The organism is Gammaproteobacteria bacterium (genome assembly GCA_037388465.1).
Classification (GTDB): domain Bacteria; phylum Pseudomonadota; class Gammaproteobacteria; order SpSt-1174; family SpSt-1174; genus JARRKE01.
The window spans coordinates 1-5,057 of record JARRKE010000110.1; the positions used below are offsets into that span (position 1 = coordinate 1).

Below are 5,057 nucleotides of genomic sequence, written 5' to 3' on the forward strand. Positions count from 1 at the left end.
TTGCAGACGGCGCCGGCCCAGGCCGGCATGGAGGCAATGCCTGACCTGCAAACAGGCGGGCTTGATTTCAATACGGGAACGCCGCAAGTCGCGGGCCAGGCGTCGCAATGCGCTTTTGGCGCGTTGCCGGGGGCGGCGATAAACGAAGACCAGCAGGACACCCAACGCAAGCAGCGCCAGCATGACAATGCCAACGACAAAGGGGTCCACGCCATGGTGCGGCGCTGCCGGCGGCACGATGTCCACCCACCGGCCGTCAATGTTCGACGGCGGCGTCATCGGCGTGGTCCAGACAGTCTTCTACGTCCTGCTGCGTCGTACAGGTTTTAAAAGGAATATTGCAGCTGTGAAAGCAGGCAGCCAGCTTCGCCTGACCGTCATTAAAGGCTTCTTCGTACAACCTGCACTGCACCTCATCCTGTGCATCGATCCGCAACGGCTGCAGGGAAGCATCGTCCGCGATCAAAAAATCACCGGCGGCCGGCAGCCGCTGCTCGACGGGATCCAGAATCTGGATCGCGTGCACGGTATGCAGCATGGCGAGTTGCTGCAGCACGGGTGCGGCCGCATCCGGATTGAAGTCGCAAAAATCGCTGACCAGCAGCACGAAGCTTCCCGCGGGCAGGCGGTGCATCAGCAACCGCAGGCTTTCTTCAAAATCAGGCTGGTCCGCTTCGAAGGCCAGCGGCGGACAGGGCGCCGCCAGCGACTGGACCAAGGCGTCCAGCGACATCTCCCCTCTCGCGGGGGAAAACCACTCGGGCATCTGGTTCAGGATCAGGCCGCCCACAGCCAGCGCCTGGTGTTGTGACTGATAGGCGTAACAGGCGGCGATTTTTGCCGCGAGTGCAGCCTTCAGCTGACGATGGGTGGCAAAGCGCATTGCCGCCCGCCTGTCCACCAGCAGAAAAACCTGCGGCCGGCGCTCTTCGGTGAAGACCTTGGTATAGAGCTCCCCGCTGCGCGCATACAGCCGCCAGTTCAGCAGGCGCGGCTCGTCGCCGGCCTGATAAGCCCGGTTCTCCTCGAATTCAAAACCACGGCCGCGGTGGAAGGACAGCGTCTCGCCGATCAGTGGATGCGCCGACGGCCGCTGGAATTCCAGCAGGGACCAGGGCAGCGCCTGCGCGTAGTGCGCCAGTTCCTGCAGGGCGGTTTCATCGAGCAGCGGTGTTTGTTCGACATCGGACACAACAGACATGCCGCGCCGGTAATAGCGCGACAGTTTTTCGATAAGAGACGAGAACACCATGCTCAGGGAATGGGTACGGTATCGATAATCCCTTTGATCAAATCGTCGCTGGAGAGCTGTTTGGTCCTGGCGCTGAAGCCGGGAATGATGCGATGGCGCAGCACATCGCCTGCCACCTCGATCACGTCATCGGGAATCACGTATTCGCGTCCCTGCAGGTAGGCATGGGCACTGGCGGCACGCACCATGGCCAGGGTCGCGCGCGGCGATGCCCCGAAACGAATGGCATCGTGCCAATCCGGCAGCCATTTACCCAGATGACGGGTCGCGTTCACCAGGCTGACGACATACCGCTCCAGGGTCTCTTCAATATGAATCTCCGCCACTTCGCGGCGGGCGGACAGGACGGTCGCGGGACTCAGCCGCGTGTCCGGACTGGCGTTGTCGGCGCCGAAATGCATGCGCCGGTCGCGTTCCAGGATCTGCAGCTCCTCTTCCTCGTCCGGATAGTCGATCACCACATGCAGCAGAAAGCGGTCCAGCTGCGCCTCGGGCAGCGGGTAGGTACCGGACTGTTCCAACGGGTTTTGCGTGGCCATGACGATAAACAGATCCGGCAGGGCATGGGACTGCCCGCTCATCGTCACCTGGCGCTCCTCCATAGCCTCGAGCAGCGCCGACTGCACCTTCGGCGGGGCGCGGTTGATCTCGTCGGCCAGGATGATTTCATTGAACAGCGGGCCTTCCACAAAACGGAAGTCCCCCGTCCTGGGATTGAAGACATCGCTGCCGGTGATGTCCGCCGGCATGAGATCGGGCGTGAACTGAATGCGCTGGAAACGCGCATGCACGCCACCGGCCAATGCCTTGACCGCCGTGGTCTTCGCCAGGCCCGGCGGGCTCTCCAGCAGAATGTGGCCGCCGGTAAGCAGCGCGATCATGAGTCGATCGAGCAGACGAGCCTGGCCGACCACGACCTGTTCTAGGTGCTGCCTCAAGGTCAGGAATTCGGGTTGGGTTTTCATGCGGAACCGGTGTGGATTTAGAACGGCAAATTATAGGCAAGACGATACGGGATACGTTTTTATTCTCGAATAAGGGCAATCAGTCGACACCATTGCCCCTGAACGCTGAATAAACTTCAACGACCTGCGATCAGCAGGAGAAAAGCGTATTCGGCAGGACACCCTGCTCCCATCTCAGGCCGGCACAGGTTCTGCCCCGCTTCCAAGGCCACGCAGCGCGGCGTAGCGTCCACCGGCGGCGATCAGCTCGGCATGGGTGCCGGACTCGACGATGCGCCCCGCCTCCATTACCAGGATACGGTCGAAGGCCTCCAGGCCGATCAGCCGGTGGGTGATCATCAGCACGCTGCGTCCGGCCATCAACGGCTGCAGCGCGTCCAGCACCTCGCGCTCGGTCCGGGCGTCCAGTCCTTCGGTCGGTTCGTCCAGCACCAGCAGCGGCGCGTTCTTGAGCAGGGCCCGGGCGATGGCCACGCGCCGCGCCTGTCCGCCCGACAACCGCAGCCCCGCCTCGCCCACGTAGGTGTCATAACCCTGTGGTTGATCGGCGATGAAGTCGTGGATGCGCGCCGCGCGGCAGGCCGCTTCCAATGCCGCCTGATCGGCATCCGGGTTGGCGAGCATCAGGTTCTCGCGGATGGTGGTGTTGAACAGATGCGTTCCCTGCGAGACCACCGCGATGCGGCTGCGCAGCATCTCGGGATCGAAATCGCGCAGTTCCTGCCCGCCGAGCAGGACGTGGCCTTGCTGATATTCCCAGAAACGCAGCAGCAGGTTGGACAGGCTGGACTTGCCTGCGCCCGTGGGGCCGACCACGGCAATGCGCGATCCCTCTGGAAGCTGGAACGAGACATCCGCGAGCGCCGGCGCCGCATCCTCCGCGTAGCGCAGGCCCACGTTCTGGAATTCGAGATCGAAGCGTTCCGGCAGCGGCAGGGGGTGCACGGGCGGGCGCACGGCCGGTTCGGCGTCCACCAGTTCGAACAGTCGGCGCGCCGCCGCCAGGGTCTGGCCCATGAGCTGAAAGGCCTGCGGCAGCGGCATCACGGCCTCGAAACTGGCCTGCACCAGCAGCACCAGCATGGCCAGATCCGGCGGTGCCAGGCTGCCGGCGCCGACCAGCGGAATGGCCAGCAGGGCGGCGAGCCACAGGGCCAGGTTGGCGCTGAGCCCCACCCCGCCCACGGCCAGCCCCTGCAGCCGCCCCATGCGCAGCTGATCGCGCGCCAGGTCCCGGCTGAGGCTGCCCATACGTTCGGCCTGGCGCGGCGCGGCGCCGTACACCAGCAGTTCACTCAGCCCCTGCACGCCGTCCACGGCGGTGGTGCGCAGTTCAGCCTCGGTCTCGACGATGCGCTCGCCGGGCCGGCGCCCGAGCAGATGCATCAGGGCCGGCAGCACCACGCCCGCGACGATGAGCAGGATCAGTGTGCTGAGCGCGACGTGCGGGCTCCAGATGGTCAGCACCGCGACCACGACGGCCACGACGACCAGCGCCACCACGCTGGGCGCCAGGATGCGCAGATAGAAGTTGTCCAGGGTGTCGATGTCGGCGCGGATGCGGCTCAGCAGGTCCCCGGAACGAAAGGCCTGCAGGCGGGCCGGGGCCAGCGGTTCGAGATGATCGTAAAACCAGGCGCGCAGGCTGGCCAGCAGGCGGAAGGTGGCCTCATGGGTCACCAGGCGCTCCAGGTAGCGCCCCAGGGTGCGTGCGATGGCGAAGCCGCGGATCATGGCCGCCGGCGTGAAGTAGTCCATCGATACCCCGGCCAGGCCGGCCAGGGCCATGGCCGCGATGAACCAGCCCGAAACGGCCATCAGGCCGATGCTGGAAAGGATGGTGACCAGGGACAGCAACCCGCCGAGCAGCATCCAGCGCCAGTAGGGGCGAAACAGGATCAGCAGCCGCCACAGCGTCTTCATGCCGCGGCCTCCACCAGACGCGCATAGGCGCCCTGCCCCTGCAGCAGCTCGGCATGCCGTCCCTGCTCGATCACCTGGCCGTCCGACATCACCACGATGCGGTCGGCGCGCTCCACGGTGCGCAGCCGGTGCGCGATCACCAGCAACAGGCGGTCCTTTGCCAGGGTCTCCAGGGCCTGCTCGATGAGGGCCTCGTTTTCCGCGTCCAGGCTGGCCGTAGCCTCGTCCAGGATCACAAACGGGGCATCCTTGAGGAATGCACGGGCCAGCGCCACGCGCTGCGCCTGCCCACCTGACAGCCCCTGGCCGCGCTCGCCGACCAGGGTGTCGTACCCGAGCGGCAGGCGGTCGATGAACTCGTCGGCCCGCGCCAGGGCGGCCGCCCGGCGGACCTCATCCGGCCCCGCATCGGGCCGGGCGAGGCGGATGTTCTCCAGCAGGGTGCCATGAAAGATGCGCGGACGCTGCGGCAGCCAGGCGATGTAGCGGCGCCAGTCGTCCGGGTCGAGCCGGGCGAGATCGTGGCCGTTGACCTCGATACGCCCGGCATCCGGACGGATGAACCCGAGCAGCAGGCTGGCCAGGGTGCTCTTGCCCGCCCCGCTGGCGCCCACCAGCGCCACGCGCTCGGGGGTATGCAGTGCGAGGTCGATGCCGCGCAGGGCCTCGCGGCCCGGCTCGTAGGCAAAGCGCACATCCTGCAACCGGATATCCAGGCTGCGCGTTTCGGGCAGGGTTTCGACCACCGCCGGGGCCTCCGGCAGCGGCATCTCGAACAGCTCGACGATGCGCTCGGCAGCGCCGATCGCCTCCATGCGCGAGTGGTAATAGGTGCCCATGTTGCGCAACGGCAAATAGAACTCCGGCGCCAGCAGCAGCACGAAGAAGCCGTTCTGGAAATCCATATCGCCCCACAT

General features: G+C 65.7%; 5 protein-coding genes. All 5 read right to left on the reverse strand.

The features are described from left to right. A partial coding sequence (locus tag P8Y64_13440; protein ID MEJ2061468.1) for a hypothetical protein occupies positions 1 to 279 on the reverse strand: 279 nt, incomplete at its 3' end. After that, complete coding sequence (locus P8Y64_13445) at positions 257 to 1,252, reverse strand: DUF58 domain-containing protein (GenBank protein MEJ2061469.1); 996 nt, start codon at positions 1,250 to 1,252, stop codon at positions 257 to 259. The genes P8Y64_13445 and P8Y64_13440, both read right to left, overlap by 23 nt. A gap of 2 nt (positions 1,253 to 1,254) precedes the next feature. Continuing rightward, on the reverse strand, positions 1,255 to 2,217 hold the full coding sequence (locus P8Y64_13450; protein MEJ2061470.1) for a MoxR family ATPase: 963 nt from the start codon (positions 2,215 to 2,217) through the stop codon (positions 1,255 to 1,257). A gap of 174 nt (positions 2,218 to 2,391) precedes the next feature. Next, positions 2,392 to 4,140 carry a thiol reductant ABC exporter subunit CydC gene (cydC, locus tag P8Y64_13455; GenBank protein MEJ2061471.1) on the reverse strand — a complete coding sequence of 583 codons (1,749 nt, stop codon included), beginning with the start codon at positions 4,138 to 4,140 and terminating at the stop codon, positions 2,392 to 2,394. Next, positions 4,137 to 5,057: ATP-binding cassette domain-containing protein (locus P8Y64_13460; GenBank protein MEJ2061472.1), on the reverse strand; the 921-nt coding region annotated here is incomplete at its 5' end. The genes P8Y64_13460 and cydC, both read right to left, overlap by 4 nt.